General features: G+C 65.3%; 19 protein-coding genes. 7 read left to right on the top strand and 12 right to left on the bottom strand.

Annotated features, from left to right (window positions below; translation table 11 throughout):
• Positions 1-28: 28 nt before the first annotated feature.
• Genes IDT60_RS06475 through IDT60_RS06465 form a run of 3 tightly spaced genes read right to left on the bottom strand, consistent with a single transcriptional unit; the run spans position 29 to position 4,930 of the window.
• Positions 29-1,192, bottom strand: a complete 1,164-nt coding sequence (locus tag IDT60_RS06475) for an acyl-CoA dehydrogenase family protein (RefSeq protein ID WP_191081315.1) — start codon at positions 1,190-1,192, stop codon at positions 29-31.
• 2 nt (positions 1,193-1,194) lie between these two features.
• The gene (locus IDT60_RS06470; RefSeq protein ID WP_191081314.1) at positions 1,195-3,315 is read right to left on the bottom strand and encodes a biotin carboxylase N-terminal domain-containing protein; all 2,121 of its coding nucleotides are present in this window, start codon (positions 3,313-3,315) and stop codon (positions 1,195-1,197) included.
• A 7-nt stretch (positions 3,316-3,322) separates the two neighbouring features.
• On the bottom strand, positions 3,323-4,930 hold the full coding sequence (locus IDT60_RS06465; protein WP_191081313.1) for a carboxyl transferase domain-containing protein: 1,608 nt from the start codon (positions 4,928-4,930) through the stop codon (positions 3,323-3,325).
• A gap of 289 nt (positions 4,931-5,219) precedes the next feature.
• On the opposite strand from IDT60_RS06465, the gene IDT60_RS06460 reads away from it, so the two are divergent.
• Complete coding sequence (locus IDT60_RS06460) at positions 5,220-5,792, top strand: TetR/AcrR family transcriptional regulator (RefSeq protein ID WP_223883957.1); 573 nt, start codon at positions 5,220-5,222, stop codon at positions 5,790-5,792.
• A gap of 31 nt (positions 5,793-5,823) precedes the next feature.
• On the opposite strand, the gene IDT60_RS06455 is transcribed toward IDT60_RS06460, so the two are convergent.
• Genes IDT60_RS06455 through pdhA form a run of 3 tightly spaced genes read right to left on the bottom strand, consistent with a single transcriptional unit; the run spans position 5,824 to position 9,400 of the window.
• Positions 5,824-7,215 carry a dihydrolipoamide acetyltransferase family protein gene (locus IDT60_RS06455; protein ID WP_223883908.1) on the bottom strand — a complete coding sequence of 464 codons (1,392 nt, stop codon included), beginning with the start codon at positions 7,213-7,215 and terminating at the stop codon, positions 5,824-5,826.
• Positions 7,212-8,222 (bottom strand): alpha-ketoacid dehydrogenase subunit beta, encoded by a 1,011-nt coding sequence (locus tag IDT60_RS06450; RefSeq protein WP_191081312.1) that lies wholly within the window; start codon positions 8,220-8,222, stop codon positions 7,212-7,214. The genes IDT60_RS06455 and IDT60_RS06450 overlap by 4 nt, the downstream gene beginning before the upstream one ends.
• Positions 8,222-9,400 carry a pyruvate dehydrogenase (acetyl-transferring) E1 component subunit alpha gene (gene pdhA / locus IDT60_RS06445; protein WP_191081311.1) on the bottom strand — a complete coding sequence of 393 codons (1,179 nt, stop codon included), beginning with the start codon at positions 9,398-9,400 and terminating at the stop codon, positions 8,222-8,224. The genes IDT60_RS06450 and pdhA overlap by 1 nt, the downstream gene beginning before the upstream one ends.
• 195 nt (positions 9,401-9,595) lie before the next feature.
• Between pdhA and IDT60_RS06440 the strand changes: the two genes are divergently transcribed.
• Both IDT60_RS06440 and IDT60_RS06435 read left to right on the top strand, forming a co-directional pair.
• On the top strand, positions 9,596-10,090 hold the full coding sequence (locus tag IDT60_RS06440; RefSeq protein WP_164201203.1) for an Lrp/AsnC family transcriptional regulator: 495 nt from the start codon (positions 9,596-9,598) through the stop codon (positions 10,088-10,090).
• 159 nt (positions 10,091-10,249) lie between these two features.
• The gene (locus tag IDT60_RS06435; protein ID WP_223883907.1) at positions 10,250-10,933 is read left to right on the top strand and encodes a hypothetical protein; all 684 of its coding nucleotides are present in this window, start codon (positions 10,250-10,252) and stop codon (positions 10,931-10,933) included.
• Positions 10,934-11,053: 120 nt separating this feature from the next.
• On the opposite strand, the gene IDT60_RS06430 is transcribed toward IDT60_RS06435, so the two are convergent.
• Positions 11,054-12,670 (bottom strand): cation acetate symporter, encoded by a 1,617-nt coding sequence (locus tag IDT60_RS06430; protein ID WP_191081310.1) that lies wholly within the window; start codon positions 12,668-12,670, stop codon positions 11,054-11,056.
• Positions 12,667-13,047 carry a DUF485 domain-containing protein gene (locus IDT60_RS06425; RefSeq protein ID WP_164201207.1) on the bottom strand — a complete coding sequence of 127 codons (381 nt, stop codon included), beginning with the start codon at positions 13,045-13,047 and terminating at the stop codon, positions 12,667-12,669. Before IDT60_RS06425 ends, IDT60_RS06430 begins: the two co-directional genes overlap by 4 nt.
• A gap of 179 nt (positions 13,048-13,226) precedes the next feature.
• On the opposite strand from IDT60_RS06425, the gene IDT60_RS06420 reads away from it, so the two are divergent.
• The 4 genes from IDT60_RS06420 to IDT60_RS06405 all read left to right on the top strand — a co-directional run bounded on the left by IDT60_RS06420 (position 13,227) and on the right by IDT60_RS06405 (position 17,032).
• The gene (locus tag IDT60_RS06420; protein WP_191081309.1) at positions 13,227-14,417 is read left to right on the top strand and encodes a sensor histidine kinase; all 1,191 of its coding nucleotides are present in this window, start codon (positions 13,227-13,229) and stop codon (positions 14,415-14,417) included.
• A 62-nt stretch (positions 14,418-14,479) separates the two neighbouring features.
• Positions 14,480-15,199 carry a LytTR family DNA-binding domain-containing protein gene (locus IDT60_RS06415; RefSeq protein WP_164201211.1) on the top strand — a complete coding sequence of 240 codons (720 nt, stop codon included), beginning with the start codon at positions 14,480-14,482 and terminating at the stop codon, positions 15,197-15,199.
• Entirely contained in the window at positions 15,196-15,558 is a 363-nt protein-coding gene (locus tag IDT60_RS06410) for a hypothetical protein (protein ID WP_164201213.1), read from the top strand. Before IDT60_RS06415 ends, IDT60_RS06410 begins: the two co-directional genes overlap by 4 nt.
• A 7-nt stretch (positions 15,559-15,565) precedes the next feature.
• The gene (locus IDT60_RS06405) at positions 15,566-17,032 is read left to right on the top strand and encodes a cation acetate symporter (protein WP_191081308.1); all 1,467 of its coding nucleotides are present in this window, start codon (positions 15,566-15,568) and stop codon (positions 17,030-17,032) included.
• A 53-nt stretch (positions 17,033-17,085) separates the two neighbouring features.
• On the opposite strand, the gene IDT60_RS06400 is transcribed toward IDT60_RS06405, so the two are convergent.
• The 4 genes from IDT60_RS06400 to pyrH all read right to left on the bottom strand — a co-directional run bounded on the left by IDT60_RS06400 (position 17,086) and on the right by pyrH (position 20,108).
• A complete protein-coding gene (locus IDT60_RS06400; protein ID WP_191081307.1) occupies positions 17,086-17,670 on the bottom strand; it encodes a DivIVA domain-containing protein in 585 nt (194 codons plus the stop codon).
• Positions 17,671-17,766: 96 nt separating this feature from the next.
• Positions 17,767-18,687 carry a phosphatidate cytidylyltransferase gene (locus IDT60_RS06395; RefSeq protein ID WP_191081306.1) on the bottom strand — a complete coding sequence of 307 codons (921 nt, stop codon included), beginning with the start codon at positions 18,685-18,687 and terminating at the stop codon, positions 17,767-17,769.
• Positions 18,687-19,244: a ribosome recycling factor gene (gene frr, locus IDT60_RS06390; protein WP_164201220.1), complete on the bottom strand. Its 558-nt coding sequence runs from the start codon at positions 19,242-19,244 to the stop codon at positions 18,687-18,689. Before frr ends, IDT60_RS06395 begins: the two co-directional genes overlap by 1 nt.
• A gap of 126 nt (positions 19,245-19,370) precedes the next feature.
• Complete coding sequence (pyrH, locus tag IDT60_RS06385) at positions 19,371-20,108, bottom strand: UMP kinase (RefSeq protein WP_164201222.1); 738 nt, start codon at positions 20,106-20,108, stop codon at positions 19,371-19,373.
• Between the last annotated feature and the right edge of the window lie 52 nt (positions 20,109-20,160).

Genomic DNA, 20,160 nt, shown 5'->3' with positions numbered 1-20,160 from the left:
CCTCTCCGGCCGGCTTCAGTCCCTGTTACTACAGTCCGAGTTCACGGGCGATCAGCATCAGCTGGACCTCCGTGGTGCCCTCCCCCACTTCAAGGATCTTGGAGTCGCGGTAGTGGCGTGCCACGGTGAATTCATTGATGAAGCCATAGCCGCCGAACACCTGGGTGGCATCCCGCGCGTTGTCCATGGCTGCCTCGCCTGCGACCATCTTAGCGATGGCCGCCTGCGTCTTGAACGGCTTGCCGGCGAGCATTCTCGAGGCGGCATCGTAGTACACCAGGCGGGCGGTGTGGGCCCTGGCCTGCATGCGGGCGATCTTGAACGCGACGGCCTGGTGCTTGCCGATGTTTTGACCAAAGGCACTGCGTTCCTTGGCGTATTTCACCGACAGGTCCACGCAGCCCTGCGCGGCTCCCGTGGCCAGCGCGGCGATGGCGATGCGGCCTTCATCCAGGATGGAGAGGAAGTTGGCATAGCCCCTGCCTTCTTCGCCGAGCAGGTTTTCCTCCGGCACCCGGACGTCCGTCAACGTGAGCGGATGCGTGTCCGAGGCGTTCCAGCCCACCTTGTTGTAGGCCTTCTCCGCTTTGAACCCCGGCGTGTCGGTGGGCACCAGGATGGTGGAGATCTCCTTCTTGACGCTGCCGTCCCCGCGCTCCGTCTGGCCCGTGACCGCTGTGACCGTCACCAGGCGGGTGATGTCGGTCCCGGAGTTGGTGATGAACTCCTTGTGGCCGTTGATTACCCACTGTCCGCCGACGCGTTTGGCGTGGGTTTTAGTGCCGCCGGCGTCGGACCCGGCTTCCGGTTCGGTGAGGCCGAAGCCTGCGAGCGCCTCACCCGAGGCGAGCACCGGAAGCCACTCCTCCTTCTGGGCTTCTGTACCGAACCGGTAGACGGGCATGGCGCCCAGGGAGACGCCCGCTTCGAGCGTGATGGCCACGGACTGGTCCACCCGCCCCAGCTGCTCAAGGGCGAGCGCCAGGGCGAAGTAGTCCCCGCCCATCCCGCCGTATTCCTCCGGGAACGGCAGCCCGAAGAGACCCATGTCCGCCATCTGCTTCACGATTTCGTAAGGAAAGCTGTGTTCCTCATCGTGCTTGGCGGACACCGGGGCCACCACGTTGTCCGCAAAGTCGCGGACCGTGTCGCTGAGGTCCTGGTATTCCTCGCTGAGTTCGAAATCCGGCATTGCTAGGCTCCCTCGGGTGTTTCATGGCTTGAATGGTGGATGGTGGCCAGGACCTGGTCGGCTTTTACCAGGTCCCCGGCCTTGACGCTGATATGCACCGTGCCGGCCACTTCGGCCACCAGCTGGTGTTCCATCTTCATGGCTTCCACGGACAGGAGGACCTGGCCTGCCTCCACGGTGTCGCCGTCGCTGACGGCAACGGACACAACCGTGCCGGGCATGGGCGAACGCACCTCGGGGTCGGCGGCGCCCTCCTCGCGCTGGATGGCGGCGAGCACGCGGGCGAGCCGCGACTCCCTCGTCAGCACTTCAAGCCGGCATGCCCAGCCGCCGTTGCCCATGAACAGTTCCTGACCCCGGGCCACCGGGGCCAGCGCATACTCCGTTGCCTCGCCGTCGAGAGTCACCTCCACGTGTCCATGCCTGGAAAAGCGAAGGGACGCCGTACGCCGGATCCCCGTCCCGACCCGGGCCGTGACAGTGCCGCCGGCCACGCGGCCTGTGACGCTGACTGTTGCGGTGCCGCCGTCGGGCGTTCCCAGGCTGACCCGCTGCGGCGCCGGCGCTCCGATCCGCCAGCCGTTCCGGACCCCCCAGGGCCCGGACGGGACGGGTGTGCCTTCATGCTCCCTGTTCATCAGGACGTAAAGGGCTGCAACGACCAATTCTGCGTCGCCCACCTGCCGGAAGGAGAAGGCCGGCATCCTGCGCTCGATCAGGCCGGTGTCAAGGTGCCCTGCACGGACATCGTCGTCGTTGATCAGCAGCCGCAGGTACTCCACGTTCGTGTCGACGCCAAGCGCGGTGTAGCCGGCGAGCGCTTCATCCAACGTGTCCAGGGCGGCGGTGCGGTCCGGGCCCCACGCAATGACCTTGGAAATCATCGGATCGTAGCTTGATGAGATTGTCAGACCCTCAAGGAGGGCCGAGTCCACCCGGATCCTGCCGGTGGAGTGGCGGGGCAGTTCGTCCAGCAGGAACACCGTCCCGCCTGAGGGCATGAAGTTCCGTTCCGGAATTTCCGCATAGACGCGCGCTTCGACGGCGTGCCCGTTAAGTTCGACGTCTTCCTGGCGGACGGTCAGTTCCTCACCGGCGGCAATCCGCACCTGCCATTCGACCAGGTCAACACCGGTGACCATCTCGGTGACCGGATGCTCCACCTGGAGGCGGGTGTTCATCTCCATAAAAAAGAACTCATCCGGAGCATCGTCGGAGACCAGGAATTCGACGGTGCCGGCACCGCTGTAGTGGACGCTCCGGGCTGCCTGGCACGCGGCCTCACCGATGCGGGCACGGGTGGCCCCGTCGTCGTTCAATGAATCCAGCAGCGGCGACGGCGCCTCTTCGATGACTTTCTGGTGGCGCCGCTGCAGTGAGCACTCGCGCTCCCCCAGATGGATCACGTTGCCGTGGTTGTCCGCCAGGACCTGAACCTCGATATGCCGCGGCGTGCGGACCAGCCGTTCAAGGAACAGCGTGTCATCCCCGAAGGCGCCGGCTGCCACGCGCCGGGCGGTGCCCAACGTTGCTTCCAGCTCCCCGGGGCGATCCACGATGTGCATGCCCTTGCCTCCCCCGCCCGCGGAGGGCTTGATCAGCAGCGGGAAGCCGACGGCGGCCGCGGCCTCCATCAGCTGCGCGTCGCTCATGCCCGGCTTGGCTATCCCCGGAACCACGGGAACGCCGTAGCCCGCCACATGGTTCTTGGACCGGATCTTGTCGCCCATGATGTTCAGAGATTCGACACCGGGGCCGATGAACGTGATACCGGCTGTCTCCAAAGCCCGGGCGAAGTCGACGTTTTCGCTGAGGAAGCCGTAACCGGGGTGGACGGCTTCTGCTCCGGTATCGCGGCAGGCCTGGATGATGGCTTCGATGTTCAGGTAGCTCTCCGCCGCGGAGGCGGGGCCGATCCGCACGGCAGCGTCGGCTTCGCGCACGTGCCGGGCACCGGCGTCGGCATCGCTGTAGACGGCCACGGACCGGATGCCCAGGGCGCGCAGGGTCCTGATGACGCGGCAGGCGATTTCCCCGCGGTTGGCCACAAGGACCGTCCCGAAAAGGGTGGTCCCGGGCGCCGGGGTGCCTGTGGCCAGGGGGGAGGTCGGCGAAGTAGGCATTACTGGCTCACATCCGGAAAAGGCCGAAGGAGGTTTCCGGCAGCGGGGTGCGGGAGACGACGTCAAGCGCCAGTCCCAGGACGGTGCGGGTGTCCGCGGGATCGATGATGCCGTCGTCCCATAGGCGGGCGGTGGAGTAGTACGGGCTGCCCTGGTCTTCATACTGTTGTTTGATGGGGGCCTTGAACGCCTCTTCGTCGTCGGCGGGCCATTCCTGGCCGACTGCTTCGTACTGGTCGCGTTTGACGGTGGCCAGCACGCTGGAGGCCTGGTTGCCGCCCATCACCGAGATGCGGGACGCGGGCCACATCCACAGGAACCGCGGCGAGTAGGCCCGCCCGCACATTGAGTAGTTACCCGCCCCGAAAGAGCCGCCGATGACAACTGTCAGCTTAGGGACGCGGGCTGTGGCCACCGCGGTGACCATCTTGGCGCCGTTCTTGGCGATGCCGCCCTGTTCGGAATCCTTGCCCACCATAAAGCCCGAAATGTTCTGCAGGAAGACCAACGGGATACCGCGCTGATCGCAGAGTTCGATGAAGTGCGCCCCCTTAAGTGAGGACTCGCTGAACAGCACGCCGTTATTGGCCACAATCCCCACCGGGTGGCCATGCAGCCTGGCAAAGCCGGTGACAAGCGTGGTGCCGTACTCCTTCTTGAACTCATGGAATCTGCTGCCGTCCACCAGCCGGGCAATCACCTCGCGGACGTCATACTGCGCGTTGACGTCCGTGGGCACGGCTCCATAAAGCTCACCGGGTTCCTCTGTCGGCGCGACGACGTCTTCCACCTCCCACACGGGGGCTGCCGGCCTGGGAAGCGTGGCGACAATGTCGCGGATGATCTGCAGGGCGTGTTCGTCGTTCTCGGCCAGATGGTCGGTGACGCCGGAAATCCTTGAATGAACGTCACCGCCCCCGAGTTCCTCAGCAGTGACAATCTCACCGATGGCTGCCTTCACCAGCGGAGGGCCGCCAAGGAAGATGGTGCCCTGGTTCCGGACAATCACTGTTTCGTCGCTCATCGCCGGGACGTAGGCGCCACCGGCCGTGCAGGAGCCCATCACCGAGGCAATCTGCGGGATCTTCGCCGCCGACAGCCGGGCCTGGTTGTAGAAGATCCGGCCGAAATGTTCCTTGTCGGGGAACACCTCGTCCTGCTTCGGCAGGAACGCGCCCCCGGAATCCACCAGATAGATGCAGGGCAAACGGTTCTCCAGCGCGATTTCCTGGGCGCGGAGGTGTTTCTTCACCGTCATCGGGTAGTAGGTGCCGCCCTTGACCGTGGCGTCATTGGAAATCACCAGGACCTGCCGGCCATGGACCAAGCCGATGCCCGCGATCACCCCGGCTCCGGGCGATTCATCGTTGTACATGCCGTTGGCAGCCAGCGGAGCAATTTCCAGGAACGGACTGCCGTCGTCCAGCAGCTGGTCGATGCGTTCGCGCGGCAGGAGCTTCCCCCGGGCCACGTGGCGCTCGCGTGACTTCTCCGGCCCTCCGAGGGCCGTCTCGGCAAGCCTGGCTTTCAGTTCCACGGCCAGCGAACGCTGCGCGGCGTTGTTGGCCGCAAACACGTCACTGTCAGCCTCAAGCCGGCTGGTGAGGGTCTCCATCGACGCGGTCCGTTCCTAGTGGTTTGAGGGCCGTTGACTACTTATGTCCGCACGAGCCGGATTCCGACTCGGTTAGTGTCATGTAACTGAAATTTAGGTTAGTCTCTATTAACTGTGATGTCCAACACGCGGACGCGTTGTTAGAATTTGCAGGTCCGAGGAGGAAAGCGTGCCCATCACCCGACCTGCGCAGCCATCCCAGCCGCCGCCGTCAGACCGGCCCGCTCCAGGCAGCCAACCTGTTCCCGAACCGCCCGCCCCGGGAACCCAGCGAAGCCAGGCCAAAGAGATTCGGCGTCAGGCACTGCTCTCCGCTGCCGCATCGCTTTTCGCGGTGAACGGGTTCAACCGCGTGTCACTTGAGGACCTGGGTGCGGCGGCCGGCGTCAGCGGCCCGGCCGTATACCGTCATTTCCCCGGTAAGCAGGCAGTCCTGGGCGATCTGCTGCTGACCGTCAGCCGGGACCTCCTGGCAGGCGGGCAGAGTGTGGTGGCGGAAACCACGGATCCGCTCGAGGCTCTCCGCAGGCTGGTGGCGTTCCAGGTGGATTTTGCGCTGAGTAAGCCCGATGTGATCCGGGTCCAGGACAGGGACTTCAGCAATCTCGCCACGCAGGAGCAGGCCGAGGTCAGGGCGCTGCAGCGAACCTACGTGGAGCTCTGGGTCCAGGTGCTGGCCCGCCTGGATCCCGCGATCGACGCTGCTGAACTGCGGATGCGGGCCCACGCCACGTTCGGCCTGATCAACTCCACGCCGCACTCCGTGCGGAACCATGGCCGAAGGATCGCGCCGAAAGCCGCCCGCCCGCTGCTGGAGAGCATGGCGCTGGCGGCCCTCACGGCGAAGGTTCCGGGAATCTGACAGCCCGGCCCTTCCTCACGGCACCCGCCCGCTAGACCATCGTGAGCACCATGCCGGGGTCTGCCAGGATGGCGCCGACGTCGGCCAGGAATCGCGAGCCCTGCTCCCCGTCCACCAGGCGGTGGTCAAAGGACAGGCTCAAGGTCATGACCTGGCGCAGCGCCACCTCGTCCTGGAATTCCCATGGCATCTTGCGGACCGCCCCTACAGCCAGGATGGCGGCCTCGCCCGGGTTCAGGATGGGCGTGCCGGCGTCGATCCCAAAGACCCCGATGTTGGTGATGGAGATGGTGCCGTCAGCCAACTCGGCCGGAGCCGTCTTCCCGGCCCGGGCTGTCCCCGTCAGATCAGTGAGGGCTTCTGACAGTTCGGGCAGGGACAGGGTGTCCGCGTCCTTGATGTTGGGAACGGTGAGGCCGCGGGGCGTCGCTGCGGCGATCCCGAGGTTCACGTAGTTGAACTGCACAATTTCCTGGTTGGCCTCGTCCCACCGCGAGTTAAGCGACGGGTTCCGGCGAAGGGCAATCAGCACGGCCTTGGCCACCAGGGTCAGCGGAGTGAGCTTGTGGTCCTGGAACGCCCGGCTTGCTTTCAGTTTCGCCAGGAGGTCCATGGTGGGCGTGACATCGACCGTGAGAAACTCGGTTGCATGCGGTGCCGTGAACGCGCTTGCAACCATCGCCGCGGCCGTGTACTTCCGGACTCCCTTGATGGGCGTCCGGACTTCGCGCTCACCCTGAGCAGCCGTCAGGCCTGCTGGAACGGCGGTTTCTGACACAGCAGACAGATGCCGGGCGGCCGCCGGGACATCACCGCCGCCAACAAAGTTCCGGACGTCCTCCCGGGTGATCAGTCCGTGAGCTCCGGTGCCCGGGACAGCGGCCAGCTCGACGCCCAGGTCCTTGGCCAGCTTCCGCACGGGCGGCGTGGAGCGCGGCCGTTCGAAGGCCTGGGGTTCGGGATGCGTGGTTTCGACAGGCTTGGTTTCCGCAGGCGTGGTTTCGACAGGATTGGTTTCTACAGGCGCAGCAACCGGCGCTGCAAAGGTGCGCTGCCGGCGCACCGGCCGGCCGGAACTTTCGACGACGGCGCCGTACCCCACAAGGTTGGGCTGCCGCTTAGGTGCCTCCCCCTCAGCCGGCGCTGCCCCCGTGGGTGACGCGCCGGCGTCGTCCGGTACTTCAAAGGAGACGATCGGTTTGCCCACCTCCACCACTGTGCCGGGCTGCTCGTGCAGTGCGGTGATCACGCCCGCGAACGGCGAAGGCAGCTCCACCACGGCCTTGGCTGTTTCCACCTCGGCGATCACCTGGTTCAGGGTGACAGTGTCCCCCACGCCGACCTTCCAGCTGACGATTTCGGATTCCGTAAGGCCCTCACCAAGGTCCGGGAGCCTGAATTCCTTGATCATGGTGGCGCTCATCCTTCCAGCCCGCTGAGTGAGTTCGGCCGTCCGAGTGCACGGTCCACGCCGTCGAGGATCCTGTCCAGGCTCGGCAGGTGGTGCATTTCCACCTTGGAGTACGGGTAGGGCACGTCGAACCCGGTGACGCGGACGGGCGCTGCTTCGAGGTGGTAGAAGCACCTCTCGGTAATGCTGGCAGCCACCTCGGCGCCCAGCCCGCCTGACTGGCCGGCTTCGTGGGTGACTACCAGCCGGCCTGTCTTCCGCACGGATGCTTCAACTGTGGCGTAGTCCACCGGTGCCAGCGAGCGCAGGTCGATGACCTCAATGGAGATGCCTTCGTCGGCCGCCGCAGTGGCGGCGTCCCGGGCAGTCCTGACCAGCGGCCCGTACGCCACCAGCGTGACGTCCGTGCCCTCAGTCAGCACACGGGCTGCACCCATCGGCAGCGCGGTGCGGACGTCGATGGTCTCGTCCACGTCACCCTTATCGTGGTAGCGGCGCTTGGGTTCGAAATAGAGGACCGGATCATCGGACAGGATGGCCTGCTGGATCACGGTGTAGGCATCCTGCGGGTTGGAGACCGTGACAACCCGCAAGCCGGACGTGTGGGTGAAGTACGCCTCGGGTGACTCCGAGTGATGCTCGGGTGACCCGATGCCCCCGCCGAACGGCACCCGGATGGTGATGGGCATCTTCACCGCACCCTGGGTGCGGTAGTGCATCTTGGCCACCTGGCTGACGATCTGGTCGAAAGCAGGATAGATAAAGCCGTCGAACTGGATCTCCACCACCGGACGGTAGCCGCGGTACGCAAGACCCACGGCGGTGCCGATAATGGCTGATTCGGCCAGCGGCGTGTCCACCACGCGGTGTGTGCCGAAGTCCTTCTGGAGGCCGTCGGTCACCCGGAACACACCACCGAGGACGCCGATGTCCTCGCCCATCAGTATGACTTTGGGATCATTTTCAAGCGATTTGCGCAGGCCGGAATTTATGGCGCGGGCAAAGGTCATCCGGGTCATCAGCGTGCACCTTCCTGGGAAGTGGCTCCTGCGGGATCACCGAAGGAGGCAAGGTATCGGGCGTAGTGGTCCTGCTGGCGGTCCAGCCACGAGTTCGGGGCGCTGTACACATTCTTGAAGACATCCAGCGGCTCCGGCTCCGGCATGGCAATGCACCCGGCGCGGAGTTCACGTGCTACGGCGTCCGCCTTGTCCTTGACGTGCTGCTGGAACTGCCCGGTGAGGAGGCCCTTGCGGTCCAGCAGGGCTTTGACCCTGTCGATGGGGTCCTTCGCGGCCCAGTCTTCGAGTTCGTTGGCATCGCGGTAGCGGGTGGGATCATCGGCTGTGGTGTGCGGTCCCATGCGGTACGTGACGGCCTCGATGAACGTCGGCCCGCCGCCGTGCCGGGCACGGTCCACGGCCAGCCTCGTCGCGGCCATAACGGCCAGGACGTCGTTTCCGTCCACCCGCAGGCTCGGGATGCCGAAGCCGGCGGCCCTGTCCGCAAGCTGCACGTGCGACTGCAGCCGTACGGGCTCCGAGATAGCCCAGTGGTTGTTGGAGCAGAAGAAGACCAGCGGCACCTGGAAGCTGGCTGCAAACACCATGGCCTCGTTGACGTCGCCTTCGCTCGTGGCACCGTCGCCGAAGTAGGTCACCGCCACGGAGTCGGCGCCGTCGTTCTGTATGCCCATGGCGTAGCCGGTGGCGTGCAGCGTCTGCGCGCCGATGATGATCTGCGGGGTGGCCATGTTGACGGAGTACGGATCCCAGCCGGAGGAGCCGTTTCCGCGCCAGACACGCAAAATGTCGGTCAGGTCCACGCCCCGGCAGTACGCCACGCCGTTTTCGCGGTAGCTGGAGAAGATGAAATCGTCCTGCCGCAAGGATCTGGCCGAACCGACCTGCGCCGCTTCCTGGCCCAGCAATGGCGGCCACAGGCCAAGCTCGCCCTGCCGCTGAAGGGCGGTTGCCTCGACGTCGATGCGCCGGACGGCTGTCAGGTCCTCATAGAGGGAACACAGTTGTTCATCCCCGATGTCTTTCACCCAGGGATCGAATTCCGGATGGCTGATCCGCTCACCCTCCGGGGTGATCAGCTGGATCAGATTCCGGCCGGATGCACCTTGGGTTCCCGCACTGCCGGCGGGGGCACCTGCCCTTGTTCCGCCCTGGCCCGTTTCGTCTGTAGACACGATGGCACGCAACCTTCTCACGTCGTTTGACCGGCGCCTGGGGACTTGTGGTCCCGCCGGCAGCCAGCCGCCCGGGCGCCGTTACCCCGGATAATTGTGACCCTACTCACAATGTTCATTGGGTACAACTACCGCCGCGGATACTGAGCATAATGCCCTGTTTGAAGCCTCGTGCCCGTGCTAATGTTGCGCATTATGCAAGCTTTGGATGGCACTGACACCCGCCTGCTTTCAGCCCTTGCCCGCGACCCTCGCCGGACGGTGGTGGCCCTCGCCCAGAAACTGGGGCTTTCCCGGAACACTGTCCAGGCGCGCATGGCCCAGCTGGAAAAGAAACACGTCTTCCTGTCCTTCGAACGCAGGATTAACCCGGCGTCGCTGGGGTATCCGCTGATGGCTTTTATCTCGGTCCACGTTCAGCAGCAGAAGCTGGGACAGCTGGCCCACGACCTCGCCGGCATTCCGGAAATCCTGGAAGGGTACGGATTGACCGGCTCGGCCGATCTCCTGCTGCGCGTGGTGGCAGTGGACGCGGAGGACCTCTTCAGGATCAACGGAAAGATCCTTGCGTGCGACGGCGTGGACCGGACGGACACCGCCCTGGCCATGGGTGAGCTCATTCCCTTCCGCATCCAGCCCCTCCTGGAACGGGGATCCGGCGACAGCCCGGATCCGGAGCCGGCGCACTGACCTCGGCGGGGAACTGATTCGGCCAGTATTTCCGTGCGGGTCGGACCGGTGCGCGCCCGCCGCAAACTCGGTTATAGGCTGGTCCAAGGTAAACCCACGGGACCGCCCGGCGGCTCCCAGCAAAAAGGCAGTGCCACCGCGTTGCCGGAAAGGCTCCATGTGAGCAATCCTCAGGAACCGCATCAGCCGGTCCAGCCTGCACCTTGGCCCCAGCAGCCGCAGCAACAGCCACAGGCCCAGCCGCCGGCGGGCCAGTTCGCCGCGGCTCCGGGTTACGGCGCGTCCGCGCAGCACGCGGCACCGGGACAGCCCGCGACACCCGGGAAATACGGGGTGCCCGGCCAGTACGGCGCGCCCGGCCAGCCCCCGGCCGACGGGCCGTTCGGACTTCCCGGCGAACAGCCCCCCGCGCGCGGCCGCCGCAGGCTGTGGACCATCCTGGGGGTGGCGGGCGGCGTCCTGCTGCTGGTCATCCTGGGCGTTGTCATCCTGGTCAACGTAGTGGCAGGCCCCACCAACCACGCCAGGGGCCTTGCCGACGACTTTACGAAACTGGTGATCAACGGCGAAACCTCCACGGCGTACGACGAATACCTCGACCCTGCCCTCCAGGAGCAGGTAAGCAAGGAAACGTTCATCGCCGGCATCAAGACCCTGGAGATGGACAACACGTGCAAGCCGACCTACAACGAGGTCACGGCCAACACCGAGAACGGCACCAAGGCAGCTGATGTGGTGGGGCTCATCACCTGCAGCGGGAACAAGAACATCGACCTCGTCTACCGCTTTGAGGGCACCGACGAGCTCAAGATGATGAACATCAAGATCAAGCCCAAGGCGTAGGGGCTCCCCCGGATAGAGGAAAGGCCCGCGGTCCCTGAAGGGGACGCGGGCCTTTCCTTAAGCGTACGACGGCGGCTGCGGGCCGCCGTCGTACGTTTGGCTGGATCTATTGTCCGGGGATCAGTGATCCACGGCCTTCTCCGCGCCGACGCCGGTGAGTGAGCGAACCTCCATCTCGGCCTGCTTGGTGGTGTCCTCGCGCTTCTTGTCCAGCACGGTGCCGAGCCAGCCGAGCAGGAACGCCAGCGGAATGGACACAATGCCCGGGTTGTTGAGCGGGAAGATGGCGAAGTTCGCGTCCTTGATCATGGAGGTCGCTCCGCCGGAGACGACGGGCGAGAAGATGATCAGGAGAATCGCCGAGCCCAGGCCGCCGTACATGCTCCACACCGCGCCCTGGGTGGTGAACCGCCGCCAGAACAGCGAGTAGACGATGGTGGGCAGGTTGGCCGACGCTGCAACGGCGAAGGCCAGGGCCACGAGGAACGCGATGTTCTGGCCGTTGGCGAGGATGCCGCCCAGGATGGCGAGGATGCCGATGACCACTACGGTGCGCCGTGCCACCTTGACCTCAGTATCGGCGTCGGCCTTCCCCTTGGCGATGACATTGGCGTAGATGTCGTGGGCGAAGGATGCGGCCGCGGTGATGGTGAGGCCGGCCACAACGGCGAGGATGGTCGCGAACGCCACCGCCGAGATAAAGCCGAGCAGCAGCGGGCCGCCCAGGTAGAAGGCCAGCAGCGGTGCCGCAGCATTAACGCCACCCGGAGCGGACTTGATGGTCTCGGCACCAACCAGTGCGGCTGCACCGTAACCGAGCACCAGCGTGAAGAGGTAGAAGAGCCCGATCAGCCAGATGGACCACACCACGGACTTCCGGGCTTCCTTGGCTGTCGGCACCGTGTAGAAGCGCATCAGCACGTGCGGCAGCGCCGCGGTCCCCAGGACCAGCGCGAGGCCGAGGGACATGAAGTCCAGCTTGGACGTCTCCGACTTGCCGTACTGCAGGCCCGGGTTCAGTACCGCGGGGTTGCCCGAGGTTTCAACAGCGGCACCGAGGAGGCTGGAGAGGTTGAAGCCGTAGATGGCCAGCACCCAGAGCGTCATTACGGCTGCACCGGCAATAAGCAGGACAGCTTTGATGATCTGGACCCAGGTGGTGCCCTTCATCCCGCCGATCAGGACGTACATGATCATCAGGGCGCCGACGACGATGATCACCAGCGCCTGGCCGCCCCAGTCACTGATGCCCAGCAGGAGCGAGATCAGGCTGCCGGCTCCGGCCATCTGCGCGAGCAGGTAGAAGAAGCAGACAGCCAGGGTGGAAATGGCGGCCGCGATGCGGACCGGCCGCTGCTTGAGCCGGAAGGAGAGGACATCGGCCATGGTGAATTTGCCCGTGTTCCGCAGCAGCTCTGCCACGAGCAGCAGCGCCACGAGCCAGGCCACCAGGAAGCCGATGGAGTACATAAAGCCGTCATAGCCGTTGACGGCGATGGCCCCGGTGATGCCCAGGAACGAGGCGGCGGACAGGTAGTCGCCGGCAATGGCGGTCCCGTTCTGGGAACCGGTGAACGAGCGGCCGGCGGCGTAGTAGTCGGCGGCGGTTTTGTTGTTTCGGCTGGCCCGGATCACGATCACCATGGTCACCGCGACGAACAGGCCGAAGATGCCCATGTTGAGAAGGGTGGTTTCCTTAAGGTCGGCGACGTTGACCGCCGTGGCAATGCCGATCATTTGTTCACTCCAGTCACGCGGTTGCCGTCCTTATCAAATTCATGGCCTTCAATTTCGTGGCGGATCTCGGCCGCGATCGGGTCAAGCTTCCGGTTGGAGTAGCTGACGTACCAGCCAGTGATGGCGAAGGTGGAGACAAACTGCAGCAGGCCAAGGATCAGGCCGATGTTGATGTTGCCCCACACTTTGGTGGACATAAAACCTACTGCGTAGTCTGCGAGCAGGACGTACGCGAAGTACCACAACAGGAACGCGACCGCCATGGGGAACACAAAGCTACGGTGACGTCTGCGCAGTTCCTGGAACCGCGCCGTCGACTGGACCTGTTCGAAGTCCACGGACGCCGCTGCGTCCGGAGTGTGGGCATCGTTACCCATCGTTCCTCCTCATTGAGAGTTGAGTGGCCCACCGGCTGCCCCCGACAACCGGGATATCGCCAATGTGACTGCAATCACCTTGCGCCGTGACGGGCGCTACATTCCAGAGCAGCGGGTGCAATGGTCGCTCAACGGTCGCGATGCTGCGGCAAACGGCACCCGCCACTACGCTGGGCACCATGCCGGACTCCCCACTCCTCACCGCAGCAGCCATCGCCGTGATCGTCCTGGCGATCGCCGTCGTCGTCGGTGTGGGCATCAAGGTGCTGCGGTCCTTCCGTGACCTGGGCACCGATGCCGAGCGCGCCACGTACAACACTTTGCACGCCGCGTCCCGCGCAGGGCAGCACCTGCGGACCGGGCTGAACCCTGCCGGGGCAGCCAAGGCCAGCCGCCAGCTCCGCAATCTCCTCGGCTGTGACGCGCTGGCCATCACCGATACCGCAGGGGTCCTCGCCTGGGACGGCGCCGCTGAGGACCTGAAACCGCGGCTGATGGACCTTGCCGCGGACGTCCTGAGCGGAGGACGGACAGCTGTGCTCCAGCCTCGGGACCTGGGCGCCGAACGTGCCGCCGGCGGCCTCGCCGCCGTCATCGCCCCGGTGCGCGCCGGATCGCGGGTGGTGGGCGTGGTGGCGGCGTTTGCCCCGTCCGCGGGCGCCGGGCTGGTCCGTGCCACAGGAGAAGTGGCCGACTGGGTGGCCGTCCAGGTGGAGCTGGCGGAACTTGATGCATCCCGGACCTTGCTCATGGAAGCCGAGGTGCGGGCCCTGCGCGCGCAGATCAGCCCGCACTTCATCTACAACTCGCTCAACGCCATCGCGTCGTTCATCAACACCGATCCCCAGCGTGCCCGCGAACTCGTGGTGGAGTTCGCCGATTTCACGAGGTACTCCTTCCGGCGGCACGGTGACTTCACCACGCTGGCCGAGGAACTGCGCTGCATCGACCGGTACCTCCTGCTGGAGCGGGCCCGCTTCGGGGAGCGCGTCCAGGTCAGCCTGCGGATCGCGCCGGAGGTGCTGAGCACCGTCATCCCATTCCTGAGCCTGCAGCCACTCGTGGAGAATGCCGTAAGGCACGGCCTGGAGGCGAAGGAAGGAGAAGGCCACATCACCATCACCGCCAACGATTCCGGGGCCTTTGCGGAGGTGACCATCGAGGACGACGGCGTGGGGATGGATCCTGCCGAGCTCCAGTCCATGCTGGCCGGCCACCGGGACGGGGACCACGTGGGGCTGCGGAACGTCGACGCACGCCTGCGCCAGGTCTATGGGGACCAGCACGGCCTGGTGATCGAGACCGCCCTCGGTGAGGGGACCCTGATCACCATGCGCGTCCCGAAGTCCCAGCCCGGCCATGACGCCTGATTCAGGCTTCCCTGATCCCGGCCGCCTCCTTCCATCCGACTCCGGCGGCTAATGTAGGACCTATGATTAACGTCCTCGTCGCAGACGACGAGTTACCCGCCGTGGAGGAACTGGCGTACCTGCTGGGCAGGGACGACCGCATCGGCACCATCCACCGCGCTTCCTCCGGTTCCGAGGCCCTGCGTGCCCTGACCACCGAATCCGTTGACGCCGTCTTCCTTGACATCCACATGCCCGCCGTGTCCGGCCTCGATGTTGCCCGCGCCATTGCCCGCAGCAGCAAACCCCCGGCGGTGGTGTTTGTCACCGCCGATGAGGACTGCGCGCTGGAAGCCTTCGAGCTGGCGGCCATCGACTACCTGCTCAAGCCCATCCGGGCCGAGCGGCTGGCCCGCTCGGTGGGCAGGATCAGTGAGTTGATGCGCGACGGCGCCGCCGCACCTGAGATGATCACCGTGGACCAGGGCGGGACCACCAGGATGATCCGGCGCGACGACGTCACGTACGTCCAGGCGCAGGGCGACTACGCCCGGCTGCACACCGTCGACGCGAGCTACCTCATCCGTGTGCCGCTGGCCGACCTGGAACAGCAATGGGCGGAGGCGGGCTTCATCAGGACACACCGGTCCTACCTGGTGGCACTGAAACACGTGTCGTCCATGAAGCTGGCGGCGGATAAGCCCAGCGTCTCGGTGGCCGGCGCCAGCCTCCCCATCAGCCGCCGGCACCTTCCCACGGTCAGGGAAAAGCTGGAGGCCACCCGCATCCGGCCGCAGGCATGACCCGCGTCCGGGTCACGGCACCGCGGTCGGCACCGAGGTCGGCTCCGCGCCCTGCCGGCGAATCACGCGAAGCTGCCGAGGAATCGGACGTGGGACAGGTCTTCGTCCGGTCCCTCATCCGTTCCCAGCTGCGGCTGGCCCTGGTGGTGGCTGTCGGGTTCATGCTGATTCTTGGCGCGTTCCCCGTGCTGCTGGCCGCCGTGCCCGGCCTGGCTGAAACCCGGATTGCGGGCATCCCCTTCGACTGGCTGCTGCTCGGGGCCGGAATCTATCCGGTCATCGGCCTCAGCGCCTGGCTGTTCATCCGGACGGCTTCCCGGAATGAGGCCCGGTACCGCGACCTGGCCGGGGACAGGTGACTTCCTGATGAATCCCGCCGTCGGTGTGGTGGCTCTGGTTGTGGTCTCCGTCGCCACTGCCGTCATCGGTTTCTACGGCCTGCGGATTTCCCGCACCACCGGGGATTTCTATGTCGCCTCCCGCACGGTCCGGCCGTGGTGGAATGCCTCGGCCATCGGCGGCGAATATTTGTCCGCGGCGAGTTTCCTTGGCGTGGCCGGGCTGGTCCTGCTCTCCGGTACTGACGCCCTCTGGTTCCCTGTCGGCTACACCGCGGGCTACCTGATGCTGCTGCTGTTTGTGGCGGCCCCGCTGCGCCGGTCGGGGGCCTACACCATCCCGGATTTTACCGAGGCGAGGCTGGATTCGCGGGCCGTCCGCCGCGTTACCAGCCTGGTGGTGGTTGTGGTGGGCTGGCTGTACATCGTCCCCCAGCTCCATGGCGCGGCGCTGACCATCCGGATCACCACCGGGCTTCCCGCCTGGGTGGGCTCCGTGGCCGTGGTCATTGTGGTGTGCCTGACCGTGGTGGCAGGCGGCATGCGCTCCATTACTTTTGTGCAGGCATTCCAGTACTGGCTGAAGCTCACGGCCCTCGCAGTGCCGGTCCTTTTCATCGTCTTCACCCTTGCCGGCAACGGGACTGCCGCCGTCGCCCCTGCAACGGTGAACCCCACCGCGATGGCTCCTGCCAGCGCGTACCAGAACATCTCGCTGCTGGTTGCGCTGCTGTTCGGAACCCTGGGCCTCCCCCACGTCCTGGTGCGCTTCTACACCAATCCCGACGGAAGCTCGGCACGGCGGACCACCCTGATAGTGCTCGGCCTGCTCTCGGTTTTCTACCTGTTTCCTACTGCTTATGGCCTGGCAGGGCGGATGTTCGCGCCCGAGCTCGCCCGGTCCGGGCGGGCGGACGCGGTGGTCCTGCTCCTGCCGGGGCAGCTGATCAGCGGAACTGCCGGTGACCTGCTCTCGGCCCTCGTGGTGGCCGGGGCGTTTGCCGCCTTCCTGTCCACCACATCCGGGCTGGTGGTGTCGCTCGCCGGCGTCATCAGCCAGGACGTCCTGGGCGGCGGTGTCCGCGGATTCCGGCTCGCCGCCGTCATCTCCGCCCTCGTGCCCCTGGGTTTCGCCGTGATGACCGATTCCCTGGCGCTGGCCGGCAGCGTGGGCCTCGTGTTCGCTTTTACCGCTTCCACGGTCTGCCCGGTCCTCCTGCTGGGAATCTGGTGGCGGGGCCTCACCGACACCGGTGCGATTGCCGGAATGGTCACAGGCGGTGTCCTCTGCGGTGGCGCCATGGTGTGCGGCACTGTCCTGGGCGCCACGGGAACGCCGTTCTGGCTGGCCCAACCGGCGGCGTGGACCGTGCCCGCCGCGTTCGCCGTCATGGTGTTCGTCTCCCGCGGGACCAAAGACCGGATTCCCAAGACCATGACCCGGGTCATGACAAGGCTGCACACGCCGGAACGGCCGTTGGTCACGGAACGCTGAGCCTCGCCGGCTCTTCGGTTGACGGCTACCTGCGCGGGGCCGGACACCCGGGACTAGTCGATGGCTGCCATGAGTTCGACAACGCGGTCCAGGAAGGCGTCAACCTGGGTCTCCTCGTATCCGTCCTGGCCCGCCGCCGGGCGGAACACGGCGCGGCGGACGCTGTCCACGCTGAGCGGCTGGTCCTCTTCGAGGTAACCGATCAGGTCGTAGCAAAGTTTGTCCACGTCCGCGATGTTGTAGCTGCGGACTTTCTTTTTGGCGGGCCGGCGGAAACGTTCGCCGTCAGGGCGGTGCAGGCGGCCGCGGAGAATCCCCGAGAGTTTGCCGATCTCCCGCAGCCATGCCTCTTCACCCCGGGCTGCAATCAGCTCATCCCGTTCACGGCGGGCAAACGCGTCTTCGAGCCGGTCCAGCGCCGCGTCCACCACGGCTGCGGAGTAGCCGCCCTTGACCGGATCAAAGGAAACGCCACGGACATCGGCGCTGCTGATGGCATTGATGGCGGCCTGGGGTGTCTCGAGCGCCACCCTGGCGCTCTTGAGGAACTGGTCCACCTGCTTGGCGTTGTAACCAAATTCGTTGCCCCGCACTCGCTCAAACGACGCGGGAATTTTCCGTTGAAAATCCAAAGCCACTGTTGTTCCTTTGTTGCTGTGAAGCCGGGTTTTGTACCAGTCTATTGGCGCGGCCGGTGCCGGACGGGCGGGGCGGCCATCCGGGGACGTGCAGGATCAGGCCCCCGAAACCATCGAAAAGAGGACGAACGCCACCGGTGAAGCAAAGACGATGGAGTCCAGCCTGTCCATCACACCGCCATGCCCGGGCAGAATACTGCTCATATCCTTGATGCCGAGTTCACGCTTGACCATGGACTCAGCCAGGTCTCCCGCGGTGGACGCAGCGACCAGGCCCACGGCCAGGACCACTCCCACCCACCAGGGTTTGTCCAGGATGAAAAGGCAGGCCAGGATGCCGATCAGCATGGCGCCGGCGATTGATCCGGCGAACCCTTCCCAGGATTTCTTGGGGCTGATCTTCGGGGCCATGGGGTGCTTGCCCAGCGAGGCTCCCACAAGGTAGCCGAAGGTATCGTTCGAGACCACCAGCAGGAGCATCACTGCCACCTGCCAGGCTCCGGGCGGGATTGATCCGCCGGGCCAGAGTCCCAGGGGGGCGGCTACACCGGTGGCATGGAGCGGCAGGGCGGCGAAACTGATGAAAAACGGCACCCAGCCAAGCGTAAATACACCGGCGAAGATGCTGTTCGCCGAACCGGCGGGGCTTTCCACCGATCGCCAGAGGAGCACGGCGACGCAGCTGAGGAGCATGGCGAAAAGCAGGCTTTCCACACCGCCGAAGTACGCGGAGAACGGCATGCCCACGGTGCCCACCATGACCGGGACAATAGGCATCCGGGTCCCGTTTGCCTCCAGGGCGCGGAAGATTTCCCACACTCCGAAGACTGCGAACCCTGTGGTGACGGCAACGAATCCGAGGGGCAGGAAAAGCAGCCCGCCCAGCACACCGATCAGCATGGCCAGGCCCACCACTATGGCTGCCGGAAGATTCCGGCCGGCTTTAGGGGTCGGGTTGCTCCGCGGCTTCCCCTTGGTGCGCGCCCGTTGTGCCGGGGCCTGCTCTGCCTGGCTCATCAGACTTCGAGCAGCTCTGCTTCCTTGCGCTTGAGCAGCTCGTCGATGCCGTCCACGTGAGACTTGGTCAGCGCGTCGAGTTCCTTTTCAGCGCGGTTACCTTCGTCTTCGCCGGCTTCGCCATCCTTGACCAGCTTGTCCAGCGTTTCCTTCGCCTTGCGCCGGATGTTCCGGATGGAAATCTTGGCGTCCTCGCCCTTGGTCTTGACGATCTTGACGTATTCCTTGCGGCGTTCCTGGGTCAGGTCCGGGATGGTGATCCTGATGACGTTGCCGTCGTTGGAGGGGTTGGCGCCCACCTCGGAGTCACTGAGGGCGCGTTCAATATCGCGCAGGGCAGTTTTATCGAACGGGGTGATGAGAATGGTGCGTGCGTCCGGGATGGCGAACGACGCGAGCTGCTGCAGCGGGGTGGGTGAACCGTAGTAGTCCACCAGCACCTTGTTGTAGAGCCCCGGATTTGCCCGACCGGTCCGGATCGAGGCGAAGTCTTCCTTGGCTACCTCTACTGCCTTGTCCATCTTCTCTTCGGCTTCGAGCAAGGTTTCTTCGATCACGGTCTCTCCTCAGAAATCAGTGCAGTCCGGCTACCGGCTCCATGCACAATCTTGGTTCAGTGTTCCTGGTTCCATTGGTGCCCCGGCCAGCGGGATGGAACCGTGCTCAGATCATCCTAGCCGTAGCTAGGGGGTCACCAGCGTACCCAGCTTTTCGCCCCGGATGGCGCGGGTAACGTTCCCTTCGCCTTCCATCCCGAAGACGACCATGGACAGGTTGTTGTCCTTGCACATGGTCATTGCGGTCTGGTCCATCACGCGGATGTCCCGGCGCAGGGCTTCGTCGTAGCTCAAGGTGTCCAGGCGCTCGGCCTCCGGATCCTTTTTGGGGTCGGCTGTGTAGACGGCGTCCACACCGCTCTTGGCCATCAGGACAACGTCGGCGTGGACTTCAAGGGCCCGCTGGGCCGCTACGGTATCGGTGGAGAAATACGGCAGGCCGGCACCTGCGCCGAAGATGACAACGCGGCCTTTTTCCATGTGGCGGATGGCACGGCGCGGAATGTAGGCCTCGGCCACCTGGCCCATGGTGATGGCGCTCTGGACCCGGGTTTCAACGCCGGCCTGCTCCAGGAAGTCCTGCAGGGCCAGGCAGTTCATGACCGTGCCCAGCATGCCCATGTAGTCCGCGCGTGAGCGGTCCATGCCGCTCTGGGACAGTTCGGCCCCGCGGAAGAAGTTGCCGCCACCCACCACTATGGCAACCTCGACGTCGGGAACTGCTGCGGCGATCTGCTTGGCCACACCGCGGACGGTGTCGGGGTCAACGCCCAGTTTTCCGCCACCGAAGACCTCACCTGAGAGCTTCAGGAGGACGCGGCGCCGGTTCTTTTCTGGCTGGCTTGAAGTATTGACGGCTTCCATGGGTGCCTTCCCGTTGTGGACTCTGAAAAAGATTATCGTGCTGGGCGGCCAA

Source organism: Pseudarthrobacter sp. BIM B-2242, from assembly GCF_014764445.1.
GTDB lineage: Bacteria > Actinomycetota > Actinomycetes > Actinomycetales > Micrococcaceae > Arthrobacter > Arthrobacter luteus_A.
Note: the sequence above shows the minus strand (reverse complement) of the source record. Positions and strands in the feature narration are given on the sequence as shown.

Coding starts and splice junctions, on each gene's coding strand:
- IDT60_RS06475 (WP_191081315.1), bottom strand. CDS start 1,192: ATGCCGGATTTCGAACTCAGCGAGGAATACCAGGACCTCAGCGACACG.
- IDT60_RS06470 (WP_191081314.1), bottom strand. CDS start 3,315: ATGCCTACTTCGCCGACCTCCCCCCTGGCCACAGGCACCCCGGCGCCC.
- IDT60_RS06465 (WP_191081313.1), bottom strand. CDS start 4,930: ATGGAGACCCTCACCAGCCGGCTTGAGGCTGACAGTGACGTGTTTGCG.
- IDT60_RS06455 (WP_223883908.1), bottom strand. CDS start 7,215: ATGAGCGCCACCATGATCAAGGAATTCAGGCTCCCGGACCTTGGTGAG.
- IDT60_RS06450 (WP_191081312.1), bottom strand. CDS start 8,222: ATGACCCGGATGACCTTTGCCCGCGCCATAAATTCCGGCCTGCGCAAA.
- IDT60_RS06440 (WP_164201203.1), top strand. CDS start 9,596: ATGCAAGCTTTGGATGGCACTGACACCCGCCTGCTTTCAGCCCTTGCC.
- IDT60_RS06430 (WP_191081310.1), bottom strand. CDS start 12,670: ATGATCGGCATTGCCACGGCGGTCAACGTCGCCGACCTTAAGGAAACC.
- IDT60_RS06425 (WP_164201207.1), bottom strand. CDS start 13,047: ATGGGTAACGATGCCCACACTCCGGACGCAGCGGCGTCCGTGGACTTC.
- IDT60_RS06420 (WP_191081309.1), top strand. CDS start 13,227: ATGCCGGACTCCCCACTCCTCACCGCAGCAGCCATCGCCGTGATCGTC.
- IDT60_RS06415 (WP_164201211.1), top strand. CDS start 14,480: ATGATTAACGTCCTCGTCGCAGACGACGAGTTACCCGCCGTGGAGGAA.
- IDT60_RS06410 (WP_164201213.1), top strand. CDS start 15,196: ATGACCCGCGTCCGGGTCACGGCACCGCGGTCGGCACCGAGGTCGGCT.
- IDT60_RS06405 (WP_191081308.1), top strand. CDS start 15,566: ATGAATCCCGCCGTCGGTGTGGTGGCTCTGGTTGTGGTCTCCGTCGCC.
- IDT60_RS06395 (WP_191081306.1), bottom strand. CDS start 18,687: ATGAGCCAGGCAGAGCAGGCCCCGGCACAACGGGCGCGCACCAAGGGG.
- pyrH (WP_164201222.1), bottom strand. CDS start 20,108: ATGGAAGCCGTCAATACTTCAAGCCAGCCAGAAAAGAACCGGCGCCGC.